Source organism: Halomonas sp. 3D7M (assembly GCF_014897885.1).
Taxonomy (GTDB): Bacteria; Pseudomonadota; Gammaproteobacteria; order Pseudomonadales; family Halomonadaceae; genus Vreelandella.
On the sequence record NZ_JABUZF010000054.1, the window covers coordinates 1 to 23360 of the forward strand.

Consider the following 23360-nt stretch of genomic DNA (forward strand, 5'->3'; position numbering starts at 1 on the left):
ACGTCGCGGAATGGACGCTTACGTAGCAATTGTGGATGTTGAAGCGATACATGAATGGCAGCCTTCTGAAGTGAAGGCTGCTTGTTCAAATGGCTGGGAACCGGGTTATTTGGCTTGGTGTTTGTCAAATGTTCGTCCTATTACCAACAACCCGGTTTTTAACAACGTGGCTGTGCTAGCCAAGAGAAAGCTATAGGAAGTTGAACTGGTGCAATTTTAAGCTTAGCAATTGCCAGCATGGGAACGGCTCTTACTCCGCTGTGATCGCAATGTGGTTCGGGTGAGACGCTACCCGATCCAGCCATCGGCAAACGTTGGGATAATTCGCCAGTGTGAACCCACCATCTTCCGCTACATGGGTATAAGCGAAGAGGGCAATATCCGCGATGGTGTAGCGACCTGCGGCGAACCAGTCCTGCCTTGCCAAGTGATCGTTCATCACCGCTAGCGCTTCGCGCCCCAGTGCTTGTTTACCCGCGAGTTGTGCTTGGCGTTCATCATTCAGGCCAAGGTGAGTCAGCCAGAAGCGCGGTGTGGCGATGTTGGGCTCGTGACTGTACTGCTCAAAGTTCATCCAGCGCAGGGCCTGGGCCTGATCCCAGTGGTCTTCCGGCCAATAATCACTCCCTTGGGCTAGATAGAAGAGGATGGCGTTCGACTCGCTGAGAAAGCGGCCGTCGTCGAGCTCCAGTACCGGAATCTTGCCGGTGGGGTTCTTCTGCAAGAATGCCGGGGTTCGCGTTTCTCCATGCACGATATCGTAATGACGATAGTCATAGGGTCTATCCAGCAAATTCAGTAATAGGCGCACTTTGTAGCCGTTGCCGGAGGGTAGGTAGTCGTGCAAGATCATCGTCGTCTCCTGTGATTTGAACGCGAGGATGGCCGGTCTGGAATGCACACCCAAGCCGCGGAGGACAGTGTTTCGCTTTCCGCGAAGTTCGACAAACGAATAGTACTAATATCAGCCATCAGTGGGGCTGATGGATAGAGGCCTCGTTAAATGGATATGGATCTCCTGCGCACCTATATTGCCGTGGTTGATACCGGCAGCCTTACCCGTGCCGCGCGTCAAGTGCACCGAACCCAGGCCGCGCTCAGCATGCAAATGAAGCGGCTGGAAGAGCAGGTCGGCTGCAGCTTGTTCTTTAAAGAAGGCCGCAATCTAGAGCTCACCAACGAGGGCAAACGTCTTGTCAGCTATGCTCGCCGATTGCTGGCAATGCATGATGAGGCGCTAGTTCAACTGAGATCGAGCGCCGCTTTACCGACGTTGCGTATTGGCAGCCCAGATGACTACGCCCAGAGCCTGCTACCTTTGTTGGTAGATACCCTTCATGACCAACACCCTAGTGTTCAGCTACAGCTGATATGCGCACCTACCATCACGTTGCGAAAGCAGCTGGATGAGGGAGCGCTGGACTTGGCTATCCTGACGCGAGCGGCCAACAGTGATGAAGGTCATGTGCTGATGCTTGATAAGGGAATTTGGATACAGCACCCGGAATTTGACTGGCAGCAGCACGCAACGTTGCCTTTAGCTCTGTATGAAGCCGACTGCAAATTTCACAGCTCGGCTTTGGATGGCCTAAACAAAACACGCCGCTCTTACCGCATTAAGGCGCTCAGTGCCAACGCAGGAGCTTTGATGGGGTTGGTTCGGCAGGGCAAGGCCATCACGGCGGCGGCGACGGCTTCCTTGCCGAGTGATTTGGTCGAAGTCGATGCTGCCCATGAAATGCCGGCACTGCCTAGTATTGATATTGTGCTGGTCAGCTCTTCCTCTGGGCATCCTTTGGTGTCGGTGAGTTGGGCGGGAGAGTTGGCAAAAGCGTTATCGCTTAGGCTGCACGAGACATAGAATGTCGTTGTGTCGCGCGGGCTGTGCAGTTGCACGGGTTGGAGGCGTCATGCAAAAAAGGAGTTATGAATGTCAGAAGGACTATTTTTCCCAGTGATCGAAACCGAACGGCTGACACTGCGGCCATTAGCAACCGATGATTCAGAAAGCCTGCTAGACATATTTTCTTCTCCTGAAGTGATGAAATATTGGAATACGGCACCTTGGTCAGATATTCAGGACGCTTTGGATTTTATTGATGTCAGCAACGCTTCGATGCTGCGTGAAGAGTCACTGGTGCTTGGGATATATCTAAAGTCAACACGTGATCTGGTGGGTAAGTGCATGCTCTTTAGTTATGACAAAGAGTCTAAGCGTGCTGAGGTCGGCTTTGGCTTAGGCCAGCGCTATTGGGGAAAAGGCTATATCCATGAGGCGGGTGTAGCCTTGATACAGTATGGTTTTAATGCACTGGGGCTTCGTCGTATTGAAGCTGAAATTGACCCAGATAATCACGCCTCAGCGAAAGCGCTCGAGAAGCTTGGCTTTACTCTAGAAGGGTTGCTTCGACAGCGATGGGAAGTGAATGGTGTTGTCTCTGATTCCGCCTTATATGGAAGGTTGGTAAGTGACCAGTCGTCAAACTCCCTCGCTTAATAAACCTTCCAGGCCTTGTGTGCGACGGGCACCATGCTTCTACCCTTCGTTATAGATTTTATGATTTTAAAAGGATTATGAAAGTGGATTGCAAACAACGAGTTTCGCGCTGGGTTATGTCGATTTGCTTAATAGCGGTTCCTTCTGTGTTGATGGCTCAGGATGATAATTTGCTTACAGAGGTTGAGCGTATAGAGGAGCAGTTGGATGCACGCGTTGGTTTTGCAGCCTATGACCTGGAAACTGGGCAGCGCTGGGAATACAACGCAGACCAGCTGTTCGCGATGTCCAGCACTTTTAAAACCTTAGCGTGTGCATCGCTGCTGCAGCGTGTGGATGAAGGAAGTGAGCAACTCGAAAGACAAGTGAAAGTATCTGCTTCTGACATTGTCACCTATTCACCCGTTACCGAAGCGTATGCGGATAACCGGGAAATATCGCTGTTTGAACTCTGCGAAGCGACGATGACAACCAGCGATAACACCGCGGCTAACCTGATCTTACAGGCGATTGGTGGACCGCAGGCCGTGACGGCGTTTGTAAGAGAACTGGGTGATAGTGTCACGCGTTTGGACCGCTGGGAGACAGAGTTAAACGAGGCTGCTCCACATGATGAGCGTGATACCTCCACGCCCAATGCAATGGTGAGTAACCTTGAGAAGCTGGTAGTGGGAAACGCGTTATCGCTCCAGTCGAAAAACCAACTGCGTGAATGGTTGGTTAATAATGAAGTGGCTGATGGCTTGTTTAGGTCACAAATGCCTGATGAGTGGGTAATTGGAGATCGAACGGGAGCCGGTGGTTTTGGTTCAAGATCGATTACCGCTGTTATATGGCCGCCTGAGCGCAAGCCTACCATTGTGGCGTTTTATATCACCGAAACTGACGCATCCTTTGAAGAACGAAATAGCGCGATAGCTGAATTGGGCAGTGTGATCCGAGAGGTTGTGGAGACGGATAGCGCTTTGTAATTGTTCAGGCGTCGCTTCGCGGGTGATTGATAGGCCCGCGTATCGCTTTCCCGCAACACTGGTGCGTGCGGCTAGTTGAGAGTGGCGTGGCGGGTGCTTTCCAGTTCTTCAATCATTTTTTTAGCGGCATTGGAAAGCGTACGGCTGGTGTGGACGAGATAGCCCAACGGGCGCTGGATGGGAGCGGTGTCTACATTGAGCTCGATGAGTTCGCTATCGATCATGTTTTCAGGTAGTAGGCTCCAGCCCAGGCCCACGCTACACATCATTTTCAGCGTTTCTAAATAGTTTGTCGCCATGCTGACGGGAAGCTGTAGGCCCACTTCGGCAAAACGTTGGCCAATCAAGGTGCGGGTAAAGGTTTTGGCACCTGGCAGCACGCAATTGAATTCACATAATTCAGTCAAGCTGAGCGGGCTGCTGGTGTGGCGGGTACGCTGCGCCAGTGGGTGGTCGGTGGCGCAGACAAAACACAGCCGGTCGCGCCATAGCTCTACCACGTGAAGCTGTTCAACGGGGTGGGGGGCGAGAGTGACTATTGCCATCTCCAGCGTGCCGTCGACCACGCCTTGGTAGGCTAGCTCTGAGTCCAGAAAGTGCAGGTCTAACGCCACTTCCGGGTGGCGGTGAGTGTATTGCTTTAAAAGCGGGGGCAGTCGGTGTAGGCCGATGTGGTGACTGGTGGCTAGCATTAGCTTACCGCCTACTTGGCCGGAAAGATTGGCGAGTGCTCGGCGGCTGTCTTCCACGGTAAACAGTATGTGCTGTGCTTTGGGAAGTAATACATTGCCCGCTTCGGTCAGCGCAATGCGCCGCCCGATGCGGTCAAACAACCGGGTACCAAGTTGGTCTTCCAGAGTGGCGATGCGTTTGCTTACCGCAGGCTGGGTTAAATACAGTTGTTCTGCCGCGCGGGAAAAGCTCTGGGTTTCGGCAACGGCCAGAAATGCTTGCAGGCTTTGAGTATCCACTTGCGACTCCCTGAACAGGTATTTCTAACTAGGTAGTTAATAGGTGCTACTGAATAAGTATTCCAGTTTGGAATCTAATCTATGAATAACATGAATTGCTTTTATGCGCGACTCGCGTGACACTGCCTGTATAGCCACATAAGCAGCACGTAGAGGCTGCCATACCGAACTAGCAGGGCAATGCCCAGGAGAGCAACATGTCAGGTCAAACGCTTTACGACAAACTCTGGAATCAACATTTGGTGAAACAGCGTGACGACGGCACGGCGTTGATCTATATCGACCGCCAGTTGCTTCACGAAGTCACCTCGCCCCAGGCGTTTGAAGGACTGCGCCTGGCTAATCGCAAGCCTTGGCGTTTAGATGCTAACTTGGCAACGCCTGACCACAACGTGCCTACGACGGTAAAAGAGCGCGCTGAAGGCAATAGCGGTATTAAAGACCCCGTGTCGTTAATCCAAGTACAAACCTTGGACGATAACTGCCTTGAGTACGGCATTGAAGAGTTCAAAATCAACGACCCGCGCCAGGGTATCGTGCACGTGGTAGGCCCAGAGCAGGGCGCAACGTTGCCTGGTATGACCGTGGTGTGCGGCGACTCCCACACCGCTACCCACGGTGCATTTGGTGCCTTGGCCCATGGTATTGGCACCTCAGAAGTTGAGCACGTCATGGCGACCCAGTGCTTGCTGGCGCAAAAAATGAAGAACATGCAAGTGCGCGTGGAAGGCGAGCTTGGCCTGGGCGTGACCGCTAAAGACGTGGTGTTGGCGATTATTGGCAAGATTGGCACCGCTGGTGGTACGGGCTATGCCATTGAGTTTGCCGGTAGTGCGATTGAGTCGCTCTCTATGGAAGGCCGCATGACCGTATGCAATATGGCCATTGAAGCGGGTGCCCGTGTGGGCCTGATTGCCGTCGATGACACGACGATTGATTACCTGGCCGAGCGTCCCTTTGCGCCCACCGCCCAGCAGTGGGAAGCCGCCGTAGCCGATTGGCGTAGCCTGGTTTCCGATGCCGATGCGCAGTTCGATAAAGTAGTTACTCTGCGAGCTGAAGAGATCGAGCCTCAGGTCAGTTGGGGGACTAGCCCGGAAATGGTCACCGGTATTTCCGGTCAAGTGCCAGATCCCCAAGCCGCGCTGGATGACACCGTGCAGCGCAGCCATGCGCGTGCCCTCGAATATATGGGCTTGCAGGCAAACCAGAAAATTACCGATATCAAGCTCGATAAAGTATTTATCGGCTCCTGTACTAACTCGCGTATCGAAGATTTACGCGAAGCGGCCAAGGTAGCGAAAGGCAATAAAGTCGCTGGCTCGATTAAGCTTGCCATGGTGGTGCCGGGCTCTGGTTTGGTGAAACGCCAGGCGGAAGCAGAAGGCTTGGATAAAATCTTTATTGAAGCAGGCTTTGAATGGCGTGAGCCGGGTTGCTCAATGTGCTTGGCAATGAATGCCGACAAGTTGGGCGCTGGTGAACACTGTGCATCAACGTCTAACCGCAATTTTGAAGGTCGTCAGGGTTACGGCGGTCGCACACATCTGGTGAGCCCTGCGATGGCCGCGGCGGCAGCGATTGCTGGTCACTTTGTTGATGTACGTACCTTACCCGCTAACGACACTAGCCACGCGCAGGAGGCCTAAGCCATGAAAAAGTTTGAACGTTTAGAAGGAATCGTCGCGCCGCTTGACCGTGCTAATGTCGATACCGACCTGATTATTCCGAAGCAGTTTTTGAAGTCGATTAAGCGCACTGGCTTTGGCGTGAACTTGTTTGATGAACTGCGCTACCTGGATGAAGGCCAGCCAGGGCAAGACTGTTCGCAGCGCCCGCTGAACCCAGATTTTGTCTTGAACCAACCGCGGTACCAAGGTGCTGAAGTATTGCTGGCGCGCCGCAACTTTGGCTGTGGTAGTTCACGCGAGCACGCCCCGTGGGCGCTCGAAGATTTTGGTTTTAAAGCGGTGATTGCGCCAAGCTTTGCCGATATTTTCTACAACAATGCTTTCAAAAACGGCATTCTGCTGATTACCTTGGAAGAAGACGTTGTTGACCGCCTGTTTGCGGAAGTGGCAGGCAGCGAAGGCTATCAATTAGACGTAGATTTAGAGAACCAGCGGGTCATCACGCCCAGTGGCGAAATTCTCGAATTTGAGGTGGATGCGTTCCGTAAGCACTGCCTGCTGAACGGCTTGGACGATATTGGTATTACCCTGCAGGACGAAGACGCAATTCGCGCGTTTGAAGAAAAACACCGCCAGCAGCGTCCTTGGTTGTTCCGCCAGTCTGCATAAGTGTTCATTCACCTTTAACGTTTGAAATGCTAAGGAAATTGCATGACTCATAAGGTATTACTGCTGCCGGGTGATGGTATTGGTCCTGAAATTGCGGCTCAGGCGGCCCGCTTGCTGAAGGCCTGCCAGGAAGCTGGTTTGGATATCGACGTCGAGGAAGGCCTTGTCGGTGGCTCTGCTTACGATGTTCACGGTGAGCCACTGCCTGCTGAAACGCTAGAAAAAGCCAAGGCAGCCAGTGCTATTTTGCTGGGCGCTGTTGGTGGCCCTAAATGGGACACGCTCGAAGACCTTTCTAAGCGTCCTGAAAAAGGCCTGTTAGGTCTGCGGAAAAACTTAGGTTTGTTCGGCAACCTGCGTCCGGCCATGCTTTATCCGCAGTTGGCTAGCGCCTCTAGCTTGAAGCCGGAGTTAGTGGCTGGGCTGGATATTATGATTGTCCGCGAGCTTACCGGTGGCATTTATTTCGGCCAGCCACGTGGCATTGAAGAGCGCAACGGCGAGCGGGTGGGTTTTAACACCTACATCTACTCTGAAAGCGAAATTGAGCGTATTGGTCGCGTTGCCTTTGAAATGGCTCAGAAGCGCGGCAAAAAACTCTGCTCGGTGGATAAAGCCAACGTGTTGGAAGTCACTATTCTGTGGCGTGAAGTGATGGAGCGTTTAGCACCAGAGTACCCGGATGTTGAACTTTCCCATATGTACGTGGATAACGCCGCCATGCAGTTGGTGCGCGCGCCGAAACAGTTTGATGTGGTAGTGACGGGCAACATGTTTGGCGATATTCTTTCCGATGCCGCTGCCATGCTTACCGGCTCTATTGGCATGTTGCCTTCAGCGTCGCTAAACGAGAGTGGGCAGGGCATGTACGAGCCTTGCCACGGTAGCGCGCCGGATATCGCTGGGCAGAATATTGCTAACCCGTTAGCGATGATGCTGTCGGTCGCGATGATGTTACGCTATTCATTGAATGAAACCGCCATGGCTGAGCGCATTGAAGCCGCTGTTGGCAGTGTATTGGATGATGGCTTGCGTACTGCTGACATTGCCTCTGAAGGCACGCGCCGTGTCTCTACCGATGAGATGGGTGATGCCGTATTGGCGGCCTTCGCAAAAAATTAAATTATGTATAAAGCGTGCTAACTAGTTGACGCTGAAAGGTATTAACAGTCGGCCACCCTAGGGGTGGCCGACGTTGTGTCTAATATTTGTGTATAATATTGCTCTCATTCTTAGTTGGAGGACTTCACATGTTGAAAGTCGGTTTCGTGGGATGGCGTGGCATGGTTGGCTCAGTGCTGATGCAGCGCATGCAGGAAGATGGTGATTTTAACGGTATTGAACCGGTATTTTTCACCACCTCCCAAGTTGGTCAGCCTGGCCCCGATATCGGCGTGGACGTGCCTCCACTGAAAGATGCGTTTGATATTGATGCGTTAAAAGCACTGGACGTGGTGGTGACCTGTCAAGGCGGCGACTATACCAAGCCGGTTTATAAAGACTTACGTGAGGCGGGCTGGAAAGGCTACTGGATTGATGCGGCCAGCACCCTGCGTATGGAAGACGAAGCGACCATTATTCTGGATCCGGTCAATCGTAAGGTGATCGATAACCAGTTAGCGAAGGGTGCTAAAACCTTTGTCGGCGGCAACTGCACCGTGAGCCTGATGCTGATGGGCTTGGGTGGCTTGTTCGAAGCAGACATGGTCGAGTGGATGACCTCCATGACGTACCAAGCAGCTTCCGGTTCAGGCGCCAAGCACATGCGCGAGCTGTTGAACCAGATGGGTCAACTACGCGACAGCGTAGGCGAAGAGCTTAAAGATACCTCTAGCGCGATTCTGGATATCGACCGTAAAGTGACTGCTGCAATGCGTAGTGGTGACTTCCCCACGGATAATTTCGGTGCGCCGCTAGCGGGCAGCCTATTGCCATGGATCGATACCAAGCTTGATAACGGCCAAAGCCGTGAAGAGTGGAAGGGCAGCGTTGAGACTAACAAGATCTTAGGTTTGCAAAATAACCCGATCCCCATCGATGGCCTTTGTGTGCGCATCGGTGCAATGCGTTCTCACAGCCAAGCGTTCACTATTAAGCTGAAGCAGGATGTGCCGCTTGATGAGATCGAAGATCGTATTGCTAAGCATAATGAGTGGGTTCAGCTGATCCCGAATGACAAAGACGCTACAGTTGCTGGCCTAACGCCCGCTGCTGCGACTGGCACGCTGCAAGTACCGGTCGGTCGTCTTCGCAAGCTGAATATGGGCGGCGAATACTTGTCAGCCTTCAGTGTTGGTGACCAGTTGTTATGGGGTGCTGCCGAGCCGCTCAAGCGTATGCTGAAGATCTTACGCGAGCAGTAGAGCACGCCACGCTTAAATAAAGGCGTTGATAAAAACGGGAAGCTGTTCGCAGCTTCCCGTTTTTTTATTCTCTGGGTGTGGTAAAAAGGAGGCAGAGTGTGATTTTGCTAAGTAAATGTAAGAAAGTGTGGCTTGGCCGCAACCAAATAAAAGGCAGCAGAGGCCTTTATGAGAAAACAGTTAACAGGGATGTTGGGGCTATCGCTGAGCGCTATTAGCCCGCTGGCAGTGGCGCTTGGGTTGGGCCAGGCAACGGTAAGTTCGCCGTTAGATGCGCCGCTTGAGGCCACTGTGCCGCTTCAGGAAAGCGAGCGCTTCGCACTGAGTGATTTACGTGTCGACCTGGCAAACGAATCGGCGTTTAGAGCGCTGGGGTTGGAGTGGACACCCCTTACCGCAAGTATCAGTGTTCAGGTTCAAGAGCAGTCTGCTGGGCATCGGCTTTTGCTGCGCTCTTCCCAGGCAGTTCATGAGCCATGGTTGGATCTACTGTTAACGATTTCTTCGCCAGAAGGGCGGCAGACGCGCGCTTTAACGCTGTTGTTTGATCCACCCGAATACGCGTTAGGTAGCCCTATTGACGCCATTGGCTCGGCCGAAGCGACCAGCAGCGCAGCCGCTTCTATGGCATCGGCCGCACGCGATATTGTCTACGTAGCCAGTGGCGATACTCTTTGGAGCGTTGCCGCAAGGGTGAAGCCAGCCGATGTAACCATTCAACAAATGATGACGGCGCTCTTAGCCGCTAATCCTGCTGCGTTTCCCACTGGCAATGTAGATGAACTCCGTGCAGGCCAGACGCTCAATATCCCTACCCGTCAACAGGTTACGTCACGAACGTCCAGCAATGCTGCCCCGGCGATTCAAGCGATGCGTCAGCCTGTAGACCGTCAGGTTGAGCCCCAAGAAAAATCTGAAAGCCTTAGCGATTCGAGCGTGGAGCAGGTGGGCGAGCCAACCCTGGAAAGTGTCGACCAAGGCACTGATTCATCCCCGCAAACATCCGATACTGTCGCCATCGAACAAGTGCTTGCTGAACAGCTGTTGGAGAGCCAGGATAGACTGCTAGCGGCGCTTGACGAGCGCGAAGAAATGCATGAAGAGCTAGTCATGCTGCGTCAAGAGGTGGCGTCGCTAACCCAAGCATTGAGCGCTTCTCAGCGCGAGCTTCAGCAAACTCAAGAAATATCAGATGCGCTGGCGGGGAGTGCCGCGCTGATGGCAAACAGTCATACAGCTAACGAGGTGCCTAACCTGAACCGTTCGCAGAGTGCGTCAGACACGATTGTTGAGCGCATTACTGCCTATCAATGGCCGCTTGCTAGTACTGCGTTAGCGCTTTTGTTGGGAGCGCTAGTCTGGTCTCGCAGACGTCGCGAACGGCAGTGGGAAGATGTTCCGCCCACTTCCTCAGTTTATAACGCTGATACGTTTTCACCTGCTACGTTTTCACCTGCTACGTCTTCATCTACTACGCCTTCATCTACTACTGAACCACCAGCGCGGGATTCATCAACGGCCGATACAGTACCAGCTAACAGTGAGCCAGTACCGATAGTTGAGGCCGAACGGCAGGAGACGTCTTCACCTTCAGTCATGGGGGACAGCCAATCTGGGCGGAAGAGCGTCGAGGAACGCTGGGAAATCGAAGAGGTGGCATTTGAGCCTCGACGTCGGGATAATGGCACACCCTAACTATCTTCTATGTGACGTGGCTTCATGACGCTGTTTTACCATTTTGACGAAACAAAGCCCCTAACGGGGCGCCTAGCGATGGGCATTGAATATGATGGTACGCGCTTTTGCGGCTTTCAGCGTTTGAAACACGCAGCTTCTGTTCAACAAGCGGTGGAAGATGCGCTAGAGAAAGTGGCCAGCGCGCCAGTGCGTATTCATGCCAGTGGTCGAACCGATTCTGGCGTGCATGCCACCCGTCAGATCATCCATTTTGACCCGCCTGTTCAGCGTTCTGAGAAAGCCTGGATTTTTGGCAGTAATACCAATCTCCCGAGAGATGTCGCGGTGCGCTGGGTAAAACCTGTGTCCGATGACTTCCATTCCCGCTTGGGCGCACTTGGGCGTCGTTATCGTTATATTTTGTTGAATCAACTTAGTCGTCCGGTGTTAGAACGCCACAACGTAACCTGGTGTCGAGATCCGTTAGATGCCGATGCCATGCATCGGGCTGCGCAGGCCCTGGTAGGCGAGCATGACTTCAGCAGCTTTCGAGCGGCGGGCTGCCAGTCCAAAACGCCTTGGCGGCAAATGCACTTTGTAGAAGTGAAACGCTATGGGCCAATAGTGGTCATTGATATTCAGGGCAATGCTTTTTTGCACCACATGATTCGCAATATTGCGGGGGCACTGGTTAGCGTAGGGCGCGGTTCACAAGATGAAGGGCACATTGCGCGCCTGCTGGCACTGAAGAATCGCCGAAAAGGCGATGTCACTGCACCGGCCTGTGGCCTTCATTTCGTAGACTCACTTTATGATGAACGATTTGATCTGCCCAAAGAGCCGTTAGGCCCCAACCTGCTCGCATTTACCGGTGAGTGGACCGGGGAGCGTCAGTTACCTGATAATCCGCGCATTGCCGCACGGCGCAAGCTGACGTTTAAGAGTCAGACGCCTTTAAACCAAGAGTCAGCGCCTTCAGAGCAGCAGGAGACCCCATTATGAGCGCGCGTTCTGGTCGTACGCGGATTAAATTTTGTGGCTTAACTCGCCATGAGGACGTCGCGCTGGCAGCATCGCTTGGTGTGGACGCACTTGGTTTCGTGATGTGGCCTAAGAGCGCCCGCAGCATAACGCCTGCTGTGCTGGAAGAGTTGGCAGTGGAAGTACCTGCCTTTGTGACGCGAGTGGGATTGTTTGTTAATCAGCCCGCTGAATTCATTGAGCAGTGCTTACCTTACTTGGATTTAATTCAGTTTCATGGTGATGAGCCAGCCTCGTTCTGTCAGCAGTTTGGACGGCCTTGGATTAAAGCACTGCGCATGCGTGATGATATCGACCTGCATCAGGCGGCGGCTGACTACTCGCTTGCACAGGCGCTACTATTAGATGCCTATCGACCTGGTATCCCAGGGGGAACGGGAGAGACGTTTGATTGGTCTAGAATCCCCGCAACCTTAGAAAAACCTGTTATCCTGGCTGGTGGGTTAACGGCTGATAATGTGGCTTCTGCGGTTAACCAAGTAATGCCTTATGCTATTGATGTCTCTGGTGGTATAGAAATATCTCATGGCATAAAAGATGCCGCGTTAATGGCATCTTTTGTTCAAAATGTGGCGTTAGCCAGCGCCCATTAAGCTCATTGCGTAGCGTACCCAACAGGGTGACTACGCCTCATTGTTAGTTCATTTATTGTTTGCCTGTTCTGGCGATCTTGTGAGGTATGCCTGTGACTGTCTCAGCGACTGAAACCAAGTTCAGCGACCTGACCCGAATGCCGGATGCCCGTGGTCATTTTGGCCCCTACGGCGGCCGGTTTGTGTCGGAAACCCTGAGCTTTGCCCTGGAAGAGTTAGAGCAGACCTACCTGAGTCTGCGTGATGATCCCGATTTCCAGGCTGAGTTTGACCGTGATCTTGCCCATTATGTGGGGCGTCCTTCGCCGCTTTACCATGCAGAGCGTTGGTCACAGTCGCTAGGTGGCGCGCAAATTTGGTTGAAGCGTGAAGACTTAAATCACACCGGTGCTCATAAGGTTAATAACACCATTGGCCAAGCGCTATTAGCCAAAAAAACCGGCAAGCCCAGGGTTATTGCTGAAACCGGAGCAGGCCAGCACGGTGTTGCTACGGCGACTGTGGCAGCTCGCTTAGGCCTGGAGTGTGACGTTTATATGGGGGCGGCAGACGTTCAGCGCCAGAAGCTGAACGTTTATCGTATGCGCCTATTGGGCGCGCGCGTAATCCCGGTCGAGTCAGGCACTCGTACGCTTAAAGACGCAATGAATGAAGCCTTGCGTGACTGGGTCACCAACGTTGATAACACGTTCTACATTATTGGCACTGTAGCGGGTCCGCACCCTTATCCGCAGTTGGTGCGTGATTTCAACTCGGTAGTGGGGCGTGAAGCGCGCCAACAGTCATTAGCGCAAATTGGGCGTTTGCCAGATGCGCTGATTGCCTGTGTGGGCGGTGGTTCCAACGCTTTGGGCCTATTCTATCCCTTCGTCGAAGATGATGCGGTGGCGATGTACGGTGTCGAAGCCGGTGGCGATGGTATCGAAACAGGCCGACATGCCGCGCCGCTTTCGACGAATGCGCCGCGTGGTGTTTTGCATGGTAACCGAACTTACTTGATGTCTGACGAAGCGGGACAAGTGTCAGACACGCACTCGATTTCTGCTGGCCTCGACTACCCAGGGGTTGGGCCTGAACACGCGCTATGGAAAGATGTTGGGCGAGTTAACTACGTAGCCGCAAACGATAAAGAAGTGCTGGAAGCGTTTCGTGAACTGACGCACATGGAAGGGATTATGCCAGCATTGGAATCCGCCCATGCGCTTGCTCATGCGAAGGTGCTGGCACCGACCATGCGCCCTGACCAACATATCGTGGTCAACCTTTCTGGTCGTGGTGATAAAGATATCATGACCGTTGCGAACATCGATGGCATTGAGTTTTAAGGGCTAGCATGAACCGTATTGACCAGCGTTTTTCCGAATTAAAAGAGCAGGGTCGTAAGGCCCTGATTCCTTATATTACCGCCGGCGACCCTGCGCCTCAGTACACTGTGGGCTTTATGCATGCCCTAGTAGAGGCGGGGGCTGATATTATTGAGCTTGGCGTGCCGTTTTCAGACCCAATGGCCGATGGCCCGGTGATTCAAAAGGCCTGTGAGCGAGCGCTTAAGCAAGGCACTCGCTTGGTTGACCTGCTGGATATGGTCGCTGATTTCCGCCAAGTGGATGCTAAAACGCCTATCGTGCTGATGGGGTATCTCAATCCGATAGAGCGGATTGGCTATGAAACGTTTGCTGATAAAGCGGCAAGCGTTGGCGTTGATGGCGTGCTCGTGGTAGATATGCCGCCTGAAGAGGCTGATGAGCTTGGCCCGCTGTTAAAAGCCCGCGATTTAGCAGCGATTTTCTTGGTTGCGCCTACCACTTCCAATGCTCGTGCCGCTACAATATGCGCCCACGGTGAGGGCTATCTCTATTATGTTTCGCTTAAGGGCGTTACCGGTGCTGCTACACTCAATGCTGACGATGTGGCAGAGCATCTCGCGCCCTTGCGCGAAATGACCGATTTGCCATTATGTGTTGGCTTCGGTATCCGCGATGGTGTGACCGCCGCTGAAGTGGCGAAAGTCGCTGATGGTGTGATTGTTGGCAGTGCGCTAGTGAACCGCATTGCAGAGAGCGTTGACGCACCTGAAACCATTGCTGGTCAGCTTAAAAGCGTGTTGGGCGACATGCGCACCGCGATGGATGCCTAAGCGTATCCCCTCATCGTCTACACTGAATTGATTGACGACACTCATCAAGCTTGGCGTTGCTAAGCATGACGTATACGGAAACTTTTTGATATGAGCTGGTTAGACAAGATTGTGCCCTCCATGGGGCGTATCCAGCGTAAAGACCGTCGCGCCAGCGTGCCCGATGGCCTCTGGCGTAAATGTCCCAAGTGCGAAGCGGTTCTCTACCTCCCCGAGCTTGAGAAGCACCACAGCGTCTGCCCCAAGTGCGACCACCATTTACGGTTGATCGCGCGTAAACGTTTGGACTGGTTTTTGGATAAAGAGAATCGCCAAGAGATTGCGGCTGAGATTGAGCCTAATGATCGCTTGAAATTTCGCGACTCTAAAAAATACAAAGATCGCTTAACGGCTGCCCAAAAAGAGACCGGTGAAAAAGATGCGCTGGTTGCTATGCGTGGCGAGCTAGACGGGCTTCCGGTTGTAGCTGTTGCTTTTGAATTTACCTTCATGGGTGGCTCAATGGGGGCGGTTGTGGGCGAGAAGTTTGTCCGCGCGGCAACCATTGCCCTTGAAGAGCGGCTTCCGCTGATCTGCTTTGCCGCTTCTGGTGGGGCACGGATGCAAGAAGCACTGTTTTCACTCATGCAGATGGCCAAAACCTCGGCAGCGCTTGAAAAGCTTAAGCAGTCGGGTGTGCCTTACATTTCTGTGCTGACAGATCCAGTGTTTGGCGGGGTATCCGCGTCGCTAGCGATGCTGGGCGATCTAAATATCGCCGAGCCCAATGCCTTGATTGGCTTTGCTGGCCCGCGCGTTATTGAGCAAACCGTCCGTGAAACGCTGCCGGAAGGTTTTCAGCGCAGTGAATTTCTGCTGGAACACGGCACCGTAGATATGATTGTGCATCGTCATGATATGCGTGCTCGTGTTGGTGGTGTGCTGCGTAAGCTGACGCATAATATCGCGCTGCCTAGCGAAGGTGATGTCAGTGACGACGCATCGATTGACGAGCCGTTGGTTGATGAAGCGCCAATAGCCGATGCTGTAGATGCAACAGACGTTGATACGCCTGAAACGCATAGCGAAGCCAGCACCGTTAAGAGCGACGATTCGACCCGCAATGTCTAAGTCTATAGCCCCTGAATCTTTAGCTTCTGACGCTTTAACTCCTGGGTCTTTAGCCGAATGGCTGCACTACCTTGAAACCCTGCACCCTGTAGGGATTGATATGGGGCTTGAGCGCGTAGCAGAAGTTGCCAAGCGCATGGGGTTGCTAAGTCGACCGATTGCAACACAGGTGATTACGGTGGCGGGTACGAATGGCAAGGGGTCAACCCTTGCCATGATGGATGCTGTCGCACGCACGCACGGCTTGCGGGTAGGTACTTATACTTCGCCCCATCTAGTGCGCTATAACGAGCGCGTGACGATCAATGGTGACTATGCTGACGACCAGCGGCTAATGACTGGTTTCTCTCGCGTAGAGGACGCTAGGCTACAAACGCCTGAAATTAGCTTAACCTATTTTGAGGCGGGAACGCTGTGTGCCCTCTGGTGCCTAGCACAGGAAAACCTCGACTTAGCGCTGCTCGAAGTTGGTCTGGGTGGGCGATTGGATGCCGTCAATATCATTGATGCAGACGTTGCTATTGTCACCACCATTGCTCAGGATCATGCCAATTTTTTGGGGTCTGATATTGCCCAAATTGGCCGAGAAAAAGCAGGCATCTTTCGTGCTGCAAAACCCGCTGTATTGGGCAGTCGACTGCTTCCCAGCAGTGTAGCAGCGGCTGCCAATGCGATTGCCGCTCCTGTTTACTGTCTTGGTGAGGCGTTTAGCCACTCAATTGATGATGACTCTGCCGCTGATAGCCCGTCTGAATGGAGCTGGAGTGGACTGAGCTGCCAGGGAGAGGTTATTTCTCTGACAGACCTTCCTGATCCCGGTTTGCCGATTGATAATGCAGCAACGGCTCTCCAAGCATTGATACTTAGCGGATTAGTGGTGAATGCAAACGCATGCCGCCGTGCGCTTCATGAGGTGCAAGTGCCAGGACGTATGCAGTGGATAGGGCAGTGGTGCTTGGATGTCGGGCATAATCCTCATGCAGCCGATTATGTCGCTAGACGGCTCCCATCGGTGCCTAAAGGTGGTCGGCAGTGGGCGTTGATCGGCATGCTAAATGATAAAGACGCTGATGGTGTTATTAGCGTTTTGCTACCCCGCATTACTGACTGGGTATGCGTGACGTTGGAGGGTGAGCGTGGTCGGTCAGCTGCCGAATTGGCGGCGCGTATCACATCTCTGGGTGGGCGTGTACATCGTTGCGCCAGTTCCCCAGAGGCTGGAGTGCAGATAATGGCTGAGCAGTTGGCACCCTCCGACCGGGTGTTAGTTACCGGCTCGTTTTTTACAGTTGCGGCCTTGTTGGAAATAACACTGCCGCAAGCTTAATCGGCCTAACCGTTGTGCTCGCTAAGCTTGATGGAGAGGGATATGAAATACGGTAAAACGGAACGCATCAGTGGTATTGTCATTTTACTCGCGTTGCTGGCGATTTTCGTGCCGTGGTTGATGAGTGATCCTGCTCCCCGAGAAGAGCGCCCTCAGCCTACGTTTGTTATTGAACGGCCTGTTGAGGCAACACAGCAAGATGTTCCGGTTCCGCAAATGCCGTCATCTATCAACACGTCCTCAAGTGAAGGTCGTTCTGTAGATAGCGCGGCCAATAGTGTGCCAATTGATGCCAATCCAAGACAGCCACAAACCGATCAAGCCAGTAGCTCTAATGCTCAGAGTGCTGGAGCAGATGATCCAATCGCTGAGTTAATGGCTGCCAATAACCGTAATAACGCGTCTACCAGCTCTTCTAACACATCATCGAATGCTGCTGGCCCAACATCTTCTTCCCAAGGCGAGTGGGCCGTTCAAGTAGGCAGTTTTGGTGATGCGGGTAACGCGAAGCGGCTAAGCGATCAGCTTTCTCAGGCGGGGTTTAGCACCTATCTACGCGAGCGTGATAATAACCTCACCTCTGTTTATGTTGGACCATATGCGACGTCTGAAGACGGCGAGTCTGCGATGGCGATTATTAAACAGCGTGCCAATGTACAGGGCCTGTTAGTGCGAGTGAGAAATTAACTTATGGCACTTACTTGGATAGACGCGCTTTTCCTGGCGGTGTTGGCACTTTCCATGCTGGCCGGCTTTATGCGCGGATTTGTCAGGGAAGCTCTTGGGCTGGCCGCATGGGTAGTCGCATTGTTGGTAGCGCGCGTCTTGGCAGAGCCGGTAGCAGATCTAATGAGCGGGTTCATCGACAGTTTCGATGCGCGCTTAGTGCTGGCATTTATTTTAGTGATTTTTGCGGTCATTTTACTTTGCGGGATTGTGATCCGCCTTGTTCATGCGGCGGTAGAGTGGGTCGGTATGGGGTTGCTTAACCGCTTTGCCGGCGCTGCCTTTGGGCTTGCTCGTGGCGCTGTCATTTTATTGGTGGCAACCGTCCTTATTACACTAACGCCCTTGGCTGAGTTACAGGCTTGGCAAGAAGCTGAGCTACGGCCGACGTTTATTGAGCTGCGCGATTGGGCGGTAAGCCAGTTAGATCAATGGGAACGGGAGCTACCGCAAGCACCTGACTCGCTCCGCGATATTTCGTTGCCAGATTTCGGCGCTCAGGAAGAGCCAGTTCCACAGTCTTTTACGCCAACATCTGAAAATGGTGGCCAGTGAGTGCGCTGTTTAATGATGGCGCGACGTGATGTTTAGTTAGTAATACAGTTAGCTGCTGTCTACCAATGCCCGCTTTTGCGACCGAGAAATAGGCAGTGGCTTGCATTCGTTTGATGAACGTACGGGTTTGCTACGGTGAACCATGGCACTAAAGCGAGGTAACTTGAATGTGCGGTATAGTGGGCCTTCTGGCCAAGCAGGCGGTAAATCAGGGAATCTATGATGCTCTGACCGTACTTCAGCATCGGGGTCAGGACGCTGCCGGCATGATGACTTGGAGCGAGGGACGCTTCCTACTGCGCAAGAGTAATGGGCTGGTTCGAGATGTGTTCCATACCCGCCACATGGCTCGCCTAAAAGGTAACCTTGGCATTGGTCACGTGCGTTATCCAACCGCAGGTTCCTCTAGCGAAGCTGAGTCTCAGCCGTTTTATGTCAACTCCCCCTACGGTATTGCGCTGGCTCACAACGGTAACCTGACTAACTCTGATCAGTTAAAGCAAGAACTTTTCTCGACGGACCTTCGTCACATCAATACCAGCTCTGATTCTGAAGTGTTGCTAAACGTATTTGCCCATGAGTTGGGTAAACAGGGTTTGCACCTGGAAGCTGAGGATATTTTTGATGCCGTTCGTAGAGTGCACCGGCGCTGCAAAGGCGGCTACGCGGCGGTCGCGATCATTAACGGTTTTGGTATGGTGGCATTTCGGGATCATCATGGCATTCGTCCTGTAGTGTTTGGTACTCGCCAAAGTGACGAGGGGCAGGAGGTCATGATTGCTTCGGAATCTGTCGCCCTAGATGTCGGCGGCTTTGAGCTGGAGCGTGACCTTTCGCCCGGTGAAGCGATTTTTGTCGACATGCAGGGGCAGATTCATACTCAGGTCTGTGCTGATCGACCTGTGCTGCGTTCCTGTATTTTTGAGCATGTCTATCTTGCGCGCCCCGACTCTATTCTTGATGGTGCCTACGTGTATGGCACGCGTATGCAGATGGGGCGCAAGCTTGGCGACCGCATTCTTAATGAATGGCCTGATCACGATATTGACGTTGTTATCCCAATTCCCGATACGTCGCGCACTTCTGCCCTTGAGATGGCGCAGCACTTAGGGGTGACCTATCGCGAAGGGTTTATGAAGAACCGCTATATTGGCCGCACGTTTATTATGCCTGGCCAAACGCAGCGTAAAAAATCGGTGCGTCAAAAACTGAATGCCATTGATGTCGAATTCAAAGGCAAAAATGTGCTGCTGGTGGATGACTCTATCGTGCGTGGAACCACCTGTAAGCAGATTATTCAGATGGCGCGCGATGCAGGGGCCCGTAAAGTGTATTTCGCTTCTGCTGCTCCGCCCGTTCGCTACCCTAATGTCTATGGCATTGATATGCCTGCGGCAAAAGAACTGATTGCGCATGGCCGCACAGAAGAAGAGGTTGGTCAGCTGATTGGTGCGGATCGAATTTTCTATCAAGACCTGGAAGATTTGAAAGCGGCTTGCCGTGAGGTTAATCCTGAAATGGATGAGTTTGACTGCTCTGTCTTCGACGGCAACTATGTCACTGGTGACATTGATGATGCCTACTTGGCGGTGCTTGAAGCGAGTCGTAATGACGCAGCCAAAGATCAAAGTGCGGGTGATCATGCGCTAGTGGGTATGCATAACCAAGATGATGACGATCTTGACGACTAATGCCGCGGATTAATAGCTCGTATTACAACTTTTATTGACGTTTTAAAGGTGCTCAGCCATGCATGATGATAGTCACCAGGACGATTGGTCGCTAGAGACCCTTGCCATTCGCGCGGGCCATCACCGTACGTTTGAGCAAGAGCATGCCGAGCCCATTTTTCCCACTTCAAGCTTTGTTTACGAAAGCGCGGCTGAAGCCGCGCGCAAGTTTGGGGGGCAGGAGCCGGGCAACGTCTATTCACGCTTTACTAATCCTACTGTGCATACGTTCGAGCGCCGTTTGGCGGCGCTTGAAGGTGGTGAGCGGTGCGTGGCAACAAGTTCGGGTATGTCGGCCATTTTATCGACGGCGTTGGCACTGCTAAGTGCCGGCGATGAAATCGTTGCATCGCGCTCGCTGTTTGGTTCTACCGTGAGTTTGTTTGACAAATACCTGGGCAAATTTGGTATCACGACTCGTTATGTAGAACTATCTAACGTTTCTGCCTGGGAAGAGGCCATCGGCCCAAATACCAAGCTGTTGTTTGCGGAAACACCGTCCAACCCGCTGTCTGAAGTCGCGGATATTCCAGCATTAGCCGAACTTGCTAAGCGAAGTGGTGCATTGTTGGCGATTGATAACTGCTTCTTAACACCGGCACTTCAGCAGCCAATTGCGCTTGGCGCTGACTTAGTCATCCATTCTGCAACGAAGTATCTGGATGGCCAGGGACGTGCTATTGGTGGCGCGGTGGTTGGTAAACACGACGTGCTGGAAGAAGTGTTTGGTGTGGTACGTACTTGCGGGCCTTGCCTGAGTCCCTTTAATGCGTGGATTTTCACCAAAGGGCTTGAAACCTTATCGTTGCGCATGAAAGCACATTGCGAGAATGCGCTGACTTTGGCGCTCTGGCTAGATCAACACCCGGCCGTTAATAAAGTGCACTACAGTGGCTTAGAAGCCCATCCTCAGCATGCGCTTGCCAAAAAACAGCAGCAAGGGTTTGGTGCCGTATTGGGCTTTGAGGTGAAAGGTGGCCAGGAGGGAGCTTGGCAGGTCATTGACGCCACCAAAATGCTGTCTATAACGGGTAACCTCGGAGATGTTAAAACCACCATTACCCATCCAGCCACCACAACGCATGGACGTCTCTCCGATGTGCAGAAAGAAGCCGCAGGTATCGCCCCTGGGTTGATTCGCGTAGCGGTGGGGCTGGAAAGCCAGGCTGACATTCAGCGCGATCTTGCCGCTGGGTTGGATGCTTTGGCGGCTGGCTGAGCGATTCAAATAGCGTTTTGATAAGCCGGTCATTCGTGGCCGGTTTTTTTATTGCTTGCTTCGCTGACGGCATTTTTGTAACTACGGCATTTAGCAATGTTTTTAACAAACGTTTTTTACGAATGGTGTGTTCTGCTTTTTTCAGCAGTGTTTTGATCATTAAGACGGTATGCTTTAGGTAGAAATGTGCTTACAGCGGGCATGAACAATCGCTGTTTAGAACGAGGAAAGCAAGGATGTGGCGGAACACGCAGAGTGGATGGGGAGTCATTAGTATTGCTCTTCACTGGCTTAGTGCACTAACGATTGTGGGGTTGTTTGTTCTTGGCTGGTGGATGACAGATCTTGGTTACTACGATACATGGTATAACCAAGGGCCGTGGGTGCATCGCTCGATTGGTATCTTGTTGTTAATTGCTACCTTTGCTCGCTTGATATGGCGCTTAATTCAACCAACGCCTCATGCAGAGGGTAGTCGCTTTGAACGCCTAGCTGCCCATGCTGGCCACATAATGCTGTATGTCTTGTTATTGTTAGTGCTTGTTAGTGGCTATTTGATTTCTACCGCCAATGGGCGCGGAATTAGCGTGTTTGACTGGTTTGAAGTGCCAGCACTGCTTCACGGGCTTCCTGATCAAGCTAGTCTGGCAGGCGATGTTCACTGGTACAGCGCCCTGGCGCTTATGGTATTGGCTGCAGGGCACGCGCTAGCCGCGATGAAGCATCATTGGTGGGATCGCCACTCGACACTTGTGCGGATGGTTAACCCTGCTCATGGCCGCAAGCGATAATGGAATTTTTTTGTCCACTGCGCTGATAGTTTGCTCGTAGTGTTTATTAGGAAAATAAAGGAGATTTCCACGATGTTAAAGAAAACCGCTTTTGCTACTGCAATTGCCGCCGCTTCGCTAGCGACGTTCAGCCAAGCGCAAGCAGCAGAATATCAAATTGATACTGAAGGCCAGCACGCCTTTGTTCAATTCAAAATTAGCCACCTCGGCTTTTCCTATATTCTGGGTACTTTCGAAGAGTTTGACGGTCAATTTTCATATGACCCCGAGGATTTAGAAGCCTCTTCTGTAGAAATGGAAGTGCAGGTGGGCAGCCTGAGCACTAATCATGCAGAGCGTGATCGTCACTTCTTAAGCAGCGATTTTCTTGATGCCAGCGAATTTCCTACGGCAACTTTCACTTCAACAGGTTTTGAATCAACGGGTGAAAATGAAGGCGTCGTAACTGGTGAGCTAACGCTTCATGGTGAGACACAGGAAATTGAAATGCCTGTTACCTTGATGGGCGAAGGTGATGACCCCTGGGGCAATTACCGTGCAGGTTTTGAAGGAAGCACCATGTTAACGCTGGGTGATTTTGGTATTGATATGAGTGACTTCCCAGAAGCGATGCACGAGCTGGAGCTTTACGTGACGTTTGAAGGCATTCGTCAGTAAGCGAGCGTAAGCCGAAAGCGCCATCACCCTTGCCTGGGTGGTGGCGCTTTTGCGTTGGGAGTTACCAGAAACAACTTACATCTCGTAGGTTGCAAGTATTGTTAACTAGGTGGCGTTCACCGCTATCTACTCTGTTTTGAGGATTTCTCTTTGGCAGCGGTCATTATGCAGCAACGCGAGCTGGCGATAACCTTATGGCGTCAAACGTGGCCGATGGCCATTGGCGTGTTGGCGCTATTGGGTTTCCAGCTTGTAGATAGTGCTTTTATTGCCCGTTTGGGAACAGCGCCCTTGGCCGCTCAGTCGTTTACCTTTCCTTTGTCATTTCTGATTATTGGTATTCAAGTGGGAATGGGGATCGCGATTGCGGCGCTTATTTCCCGCGCCCTAGGCGCTGGAGAAGACGTTCGAGCGAAGCGGTTAAGCAGCCTTGTGCTAATTGCCGGTGGGCTTGTCATCGGCCTACTAGTCATCGCGCTTTGGTTTCTTCAAGTGCCCATATTTAGGCTGTTAGGTGCCGATGATAGCGCGCTGGTTTATATACGCGCTTACTGGGGGCCACAGCTATTTTCAGCTTGGCTAGGCGCGCTGCTCTATTTTATCTATAGCGTGTTTCGTGCTCACGGCGATACACGGCTGCCAGGTAAGATGATGGTGCTCAGTAGCCTTATTAACCTGGGATTGGACCCGCTATT

At 52.5% G+C, this 23360-nt stretch carries 23 protein-coding genes and 1 pseudogene; 22 read left to right on the forward strand and 2 right to left on the reverse strand.

Translation table 11 applies throughout. From position 1 onward, the window contains the following. Positions 1–196, forward strand: a pseudogene (locus INT22_RS20165) (hypothetical protein); the annotation flags it as partial. Positions 197–250: 54 nt separating this feature from the next. Here INT22_RS20165 and INT22_RS01465 read toward each other — a convergent pair. Then, positions 251–853, reverse strand: a complete 603-nt coding sequence (locus INT22_RS01465; protein ID WP_193067545.1) for a glutathione S-transferase family protein — start codon at positions 851–853, stop codon at positions 251–253. Between the two features lie 150 nt (positions 854–1003). On the opposite strand from INT22_RS01465, the gene INT22_RS01470 reads away from it, so the two are divergent. The 3 genes from INT22_RS01470 (at position 1004) to bla (ending at position 3468) form a co-directional block, all read left to right on the forward strand. Then, the gene (locus INT22_RS01470) at positions 1004–1861 is read left to right on the forward strand and encodes a LysR substrate-binding domain-containing protein (RefSeq protein ID WP_193067546.1); all 858 of its coding nucleotides are present in this window, start codon (positions 1004–1006) and stop codon (positions 1859–1861) included. Positions 1862–1930: 69 nt separating this feature from the next. Then, entirely contained in the window at positions 1931–2497 is a 567-nt protein-coding gene (locus INT22_RS01475) for a GNAT family N-acetyltransferase (protein WP_193067547.1), read from the forward strand. Positions 2498–2574: 77 nt separating this feature from the next. Continuing rightward, on the forward strand, positions 2575–3468 hold the full coding sequence (gene bla, locus INT22_RS01480; RefSeq protein ID WP_193067548.1) for a class A beta-lactamase: 894 nt from the start codon (positions 2575–2577) through the stop codon (positions 3466–3468). A gap of 71 nt (positions 3469–3539) precedes the next feature. On the opposite strand, the gene INT22_RS01485 is transcribed toward bla, so the two are convergent. After that, positions 3540–4439, reverse strand: a complete 900-nt coding sequence (locus INT22_RS01485; protein ID WP_089038159.1) for a LysR family transcriptional regulator — start codon at positions 4437–4439, stop codon at positions 3540–3542. 197 nt (positions 4440–4636) lie between these two features. Here INT22_RS01485 and leuC point away from each other — a divergent pair, with 197 nt between their 5' ends. The 18 genes from leuC to INT22_RS01575 all read left to right on the forward strand — a co-directional run. After that, positions 4637–6088, forward strand: coding sequence for a 3-isopropylmalate dehydratase large subunit (leuC, locus tag INT22_RS01490; protein WP_193067549.1), 1452 nt, complete (start codon positions 4637–4639; stop codon positions 6086–6088). 3 nt (positions 6089–6091) lie between these two features. Beyond that, a complete protein-coding gene (leuD, locus tag INT22_RS01495; protein ID WP_193067550.1) occupies positions 6092–6739 on the forward strand; it encodes a 3-isopropylmalate dehydratase small subunit in 648 nt (215 codons plus the stop codon). Between the two features lie 42 nt (positions 6740–6781). Next, positions 6782–7861, forward strand: a complete 1080-nt coding sequence (leuB, locus tag INT22_RS01500) for a 3-isopropylmalate dehydrogenase (protein ID WP_038483705.1) — start codon at positions 6782–6784, stop codon at positions 7859–7861. Positions 7862–7989: 128 nt separating this feature from the next. After that, the gene (gene asd / locus INT22_RS01505) at positions 7990–9102 is read left to right on the forward strand and encodes an aspartate-semialdehyde dehydrogenase (protein ID WP_089038162.1); all 1113 of its coding nucleotides are present in this window, start codon (positions 7990–7992) and stop codon (positions 9100–9102) included. A 168-nt stretch (positions 9103–9270) separates the two neighbouring features. Further along, entirely contained in the window at positions 9271–10797 is a 1527-nt protein-coding gene (locus INT22_RS01510) for a type IV pilus assembly protein FimV (RefSeq protein WP_193067551.1), read from the forward strand. A gap of 24 nt (positions 10798–10821) precedes the next feature. After that, the gene (gene truA, locus INT22_RS01515) at positions 10822–11781 is read left to right on the forward strand and encodes a tRNA pseudouridine(38-40) synthase TruA (RefSeq protein ID WP_193067552.1); all 960 of its coding nucleotides are present in this window, start codon (positions 10822–10824) and stop codon (positions 11779–11781) included. After that, positions 11778–12413: a phosphoribosylanthranilate isomerase gene (locus INT22_RS01520; RefSeq protein WP_193067553.1), complete on the forward strand. Its 636-nt coding sequence runs from the start codon at positions 11778–11780 to the stop codon at positions 12411–12413. The genes truA and INT22_RS01520 overlap by 4 nt, the downstream gene beginning before the upstream one ends. Before the next feature lie 86 nt (positions 12414–12499). After that, positions 12500–13738: a tryptophan synthase subunit beta gene (gene trpB, locus INT22_RS01525; RefSeq protein ID WP_038483713.1), complete on the forward strand. Its 1239-nt coding sequence runs from the start codon at positions 12500–12502 to the stop codon at positions 13736–13738. Between the two features lie 8 nt (positions 13739–13746). After that, the gene (trpA, locus tag INT22_RS01530; RefSeq protein ID WP_193067554.1) at positions 13747–14550 is read left to right on the forward strand and encodes a tryptophan synthase subunit alpha; all 804 of its coding nucleotides are present in this window, start codon (positions 13747–13749) and stop codon (positions 14548–14550) included. 90 nt (positions 14551–14640) lie between these two features. Continuing rightward, the gene (gene accD, locus INT22_RS01535; RefSeq protein WP_193067555.1) at positions 14641–15660 is read left to right on the forward strand and encodes an acetyl-CoA carboxylase, carboxyltransferase subunit beta; all 1020 of its coding nucleotides are present in this window, start codon (positions 14641–14643) and stop codon (positions 15658–15660) included. Next, positions 15653–16987 (forward strand): bifunctional tetrahydrofolate synthase/dihydrofolate synthase, encoded by a 1335-nt coding sequence (gene folC, locus INT22_RS01540; protein WP_193067556.1) that lies wholly within the window; start codon positions 15653–15655, stop codon positions 16985–16987. Before accD ends, folC begins: the two co-directional genes overlap by 8 nt. A 42-nt stretch (positions 16988–17029) precedes the next feature. Continuing rightward, the gene (locus INT22_RS01545; protein ID WP_193060581.1) at positions 17030–17674 is read left to right on the forward strand and encodes an SPOR domain-containing protein; all 645 of its coding nucleotides are present in this window, start codon (positions 17030–17032) and stop codon (positions 17672–17674) included. 3 nt (positions 17675–17677) lie between these two features. Then, complete coding sequence (locus INT22_RS01550; protein WP_193060580.1) at positions 17678–18268, forward strand: CvpA family protein; 591 nt, start codon at positions 17678–17680, stop codon at positions 18266–18268. A 167-nt stretch (positions 18269–18435) separates the two neighbouring features. Further along, entirely contained in the window at positions 18436–19959 is a 1524-nt protein-coding gene (purF, locus tag INT22_RS01555) for an amidophosphoribosyltransferase (protein WP_089038171.1), read from the forward strand. A gap of 58 nt (positions 19960–20017) precedes the next feature. After that, positions 20018–21217, forward strand: coding sequence for an O-succinylhomoserine sulfhydrylase (locus INT22_RS01560; RefSeq protein ID WP_089038172.1), 1200 nt, complete (start codon positions 20018–20020; stop codon positions 21215–21217). A gap of 236 nt (positions 21218–21453) precedes the next feature. Next, entirely contained in the window at positions 21454–22008 is a 555-nt protein-coding gene (locus INT22_RS01565) for a cytochrome b (RefSeq protein ID WP_193067557.1), read from the forward strand. A gap of 72 nt (positions 22009–22080) precedes the next feature. Beyond that, positions 22081–22665 carry a YceI family protein gene (locus INT22_RS01570; RefSeq protein WP_193067558.1) on the forward strand — a complete coding sequence of 195 codons (585 nt, stop codon included), beginning with the start codon at positions 22081–22083 and terminating at the stop codon, positions 22663–22665. Positions 22666–22830: 165 nt separating this feature from the next. After that, positions 22831–23360 (forward strand): MATE family efflux transporter (locus tag INT22_RS01575; protein ID WP_264298795.1); only part of this gene is annotated, 530 nt, incomplete at its 3' end.

What these genes read in the sequence shown, in the direction of transcription:
- INT22_RS01475 (WP_193067547.1), top strand. Translation starts at nt 1,931, where the DNA reads ATGTCAGAAGGACTATTTTTCCCAGTGATCGAAACCGAACGGCTGACA.
- bla (WP_193067548.1), top strand. Translation starts at nt 2,575, where the DNA reads ATGAAAGTGGATTGCAAACAACGAGTTTCGCGCTGGGTTATGTCGATT.
- leuD (WP_193067550.1), top strand. Translation starts at nt 6,092, where the DNA reads ATGAAAAAGTTTGAACGTTTAGAAGGAATCGTCGCGCCGCTTGACCGT.
- INT22_RS01560 (WP_089038172.1), top strand. Translation starts at nt 20,018, where the DNA reads ATGCATGATGATAGTCACCAGGACGATTGGTCGCTAGAGACCCTTGCC.
- leuB (WP_038483705.1), top strand. Translation starts at nt 6,782, where the DNA reads ATGACTCATAAGGTATTACTGCTGCCGGGTGATGGTATTGGTCCTGAA.
- asd (WP_089038162.1), top strand. Translation starts at nt 7,990, where the DNA reads ATGTTGAAAGTCGGTTTCGTGGGATGGCGTGGCATGGTTGGCTCAGTG.
- INT22_RS01465 (WP_193067545.1), bottom strand. Translation starts at nt 853, where the DNA reads ATGATCTTGCACGACTACCTACCCTCCGGCAACGGCTACAAAGTGCGC.
- leuC (WP_193067549.1), top strand. Translation starts at nt 4,637, where the DNA reads ATGTCAGGTCAAACGCTTTACGACAAACTCTGGAATCAACATTTGGTG.
- INT22_RS01520 (WP_193067553.1), top strand. Translation starts at nt 11,778, where the DNA reads ATGAGCGCGCGTTCTGGTCGTACGCGGATTAAATTTTGTGGCTTAACT.
- folC (WP_193067556.1), top strand. Translation starts at nt 15,653, where the DNA reads ATGTCTAAGTCTATAGCCCCTGAATCTTTAGCTTCTGACGCTTTAACT.
- INT22_RS01545 (WP_193060581.1), top strand. Translation starts at nt 17,030, where the DNA reads ATGAAATACGGTAAAACGGAACGCATCAGTGGTATTGTCATTTTACTC.
- purF (WP_089038171.1), top strand. Translation starts at nt 18,436, where the DNA reads ATGTGCGGTATAGTGGGCCTTCTGGCCAAGCAGGCGGTAAATCAGGGA.
- accD (WP_193067555.1), top strand. Translation starts at nt 14,641, where the DNA reads ATGAGCTGGTTAGACAAGATTGTGCCCTCCATGGGGCGTATCCAGCGT.
- INT22_RS01470 (WP_193067546.1), top strand. Translation starts at nt 1,004, where the DNA reads ATGGATATGGATCTCCTGCGCACCTATATTGCCGTGGTTGATACCGGC.
- INT22_RS01510 (WP_193067551.1), top strand. Translation starts at nt 9,271, where the DNA reads ATGAGAAAACAGTTAACAGGGATGTTGGGGCTATCGCTGAGCGCTATT.
- trpB (WP_038483713.1), top strand. Translation starts at nt 12,500, where the DNA reads ATGCCTGTGACTGTCTCAGCGACTGAAACCAAGTTCAGCGACCTGACC.
- INT22_RS01570 (WP_193067558.1), top strand. Translation starts at nt 22,081, where the DNA reads ATGTTAAAGAAAACCGCTTTTGCTACTGCAATTGCCGCCGCTTCGCTA.
- INT22_RS01550 (WP_193060580.1), top strand. Translation starts at nt 17,678, where the DNA reads ATGGCACTTACTTGGATAGACGCGCTTTTCCTGGCGGTGTTGGCACTT.
- INT22_RS01565 (WP_193067557.1), top strand. Translation starts at nt 21,454, where the DNA reads ATGTGGCGGAACACGCAGAGTGGATGGGGAGTCATTAGTATTGCTCTT.
- truA (WP_193067552.1), top strand. Translation starts at nt 10,822, where the DNA reads ATGACGCTGTTTTACCATTTTGACGAAACAAAGCCCCTAACGGGGCGC.
- trpA (WP_193067554.1), top strand. Translation starts at nt 13,747, where the DNA reads ATGAACCGTATTGACCAGCGTTTTTCCGAATTAAAAGAGCAGGGTCGT.